The following is a 1,373-nucleotide window of genomic DNA, read 5'->3' as shown; positions in this document are numbered from 1 at the left end:
TGAAATTGTCAATATTGGTTGGCAGATTTCTTTGGGAAAATTTATCACTATGCCGCAACGGGCTGTGAATCATAGTATTTCCTGCGTTTAGCTGCAGGAGGGAGTCCTCCGTTAGCAGAGCAGATCCTTCGGTTGTTCCAATAGGACATGAAGTACCTCCAGATAACTGTTTTTAACTCTTTGACAGTCATAGATTTGGTATCATATCTATCGTAGAGAAGCTCCGTTTTGAACCTTGCCCACATACTCTCGCATCGAGCATTATCATGACAGCGACCACCGTCACTATTCATACTTTGAACTACGCCGCATTTTTTGATAGCATCTCGATATTCCTTGCTGGTATATTGACTCCCACGGTCAGAGTGGCATATGGCTCCTCGGAAGTCAGGATGCATGCGAACAGCTGCTTTTAAGGTATTGACGCACAGTGGTGCTTTCATGTTGGTATCCATTGCAAGACCAAGACACATAAGGTCGTAACAGTCAAATATAGCGGACACGTAGAGTTTACCGTCTTTTGCCGGTATCTCCGTTATGTCTGTGACCGATTTTTTGAGTGGGGCATCTGCAGTAAAGTTGCGTTTAAGAAGATCATCAGATTTTCTCGCTTTTTTATCTGCTTTGGTTATACCGTTCGGCTTACGCTTAGGCTTATGTATGAGTCCTGCACGCTTCATAATTCTGTAAATGGTACGCTCACTTGGAATTTTCATTTCTTTTGAGTATAGGATTACGAGTGCCTGATGCATTCTTATACTACCATATGTATCGTTGCAGTCATCGGAATCAATGATACCTTTAATTAGTTTGACAAGATATTCGTATTTCCATGGCTTGTCCTTGTTTTTTAGGTATTTGCGAAAGCCTTCACGAGATACGCCTAATAACCTACAATAAAAAGATATTTTGCCTTTTACTTTGCCGTCTTTGGTCTTTTTTGCTAAGAACTTCATTCTTTCGTTTTTGGAGACTTCCGACGGCTCGCGGCGAAAAAAGCGCTTGCTTCTGCGAGAAACTCGTTTTCCTCTTGTAGACGTTTATTGTCCTTTTCCAGGGCTTTTATCCTCTTACGCAGTTCAATCATTTCTGCGTTAAGTGTACGGGCATTAGAGGGCGAATGAGCACCTTCGCCGATGTCAAGACTTCCATCTTTGACTTGTTTATTCCAGTTATAAATGGTATGTGCGGGTATGCCGAGCTCTTTTGCAGCACGTTGAACGCCAATTTCCTTACCAAGTTTAACTGCTTGGATTTTAAATTCCATGTCGTATTTACGTTGTTTTTTTGTTGCCATGTGGCACCTCCTTTGGGTTGTATTATATCACTACAAACTTCCTAAGAAAAGTGCCAACTATTATTATATTACATCA

Annotated in this window: 2 protein-coding genes; both read right to left on the bottom strand. The window is 41.4% G+C overall.

Annotated elements, in window-relative coordinates:
• Positions 1-47: 47 nt before the first annotated feature.
• On the bottom strand, positions 48-956 hold the full coding sequence (locus L877_RS0107265) for an IS3 family transposase (protein WP_026835489.1): 909 nt from the start codon (positions 954-956) through the stop codon (positions 48-50).
• Positions 953-1,297 (bottom strand): transposase, encoded by a 345-nt coding sequence (locus L877_RS0107260; RefSeq protein WP_026835488.1) that lies wholly within the window; start codon positions 1,295-1,297, stop codon positions 953-955. The genes L877_RS0107265 and L877_RS0107260 overlap by 4 nt, the downstream gene beginning before the upstream one ends.
• Positions 1,298-1,373: the final 76 nt, after the last annotated feature.

The organism is Eubacterium xylanophilum ATCC 35991, from assembly GCF_000518685.1.
Lineage (GTDB): Bacteria > Bacillota > Clostridia > Lachnospirales > Lachnospiraceae > Eubacterium_F > Eubacterium_F xylanophilum.
The sequence above is the reverse complement of the archived record's forward strand: the minus strand, read 5'-3'. Positions and strand labels throughout refer to the sequence as shown.

What these genes read in the sequence shown, in the direction of transcription:
- L877_RS0107265 (WP_026835489.1), bottom strand. Translation starts at nt 956, where the DNA reads ATGAAGTTCTTAGCAAAAAAGACCAAAGACGGCAAAGTAAAAGGCAAA.
- L877_RS0107260 (WP_026835488.1), bottom strand. Translation starts at nt 1,297, where the DNA reads ATGGCAACAAAAAAACAACGTAAATACGACATGGAATTTAAAATCCAA.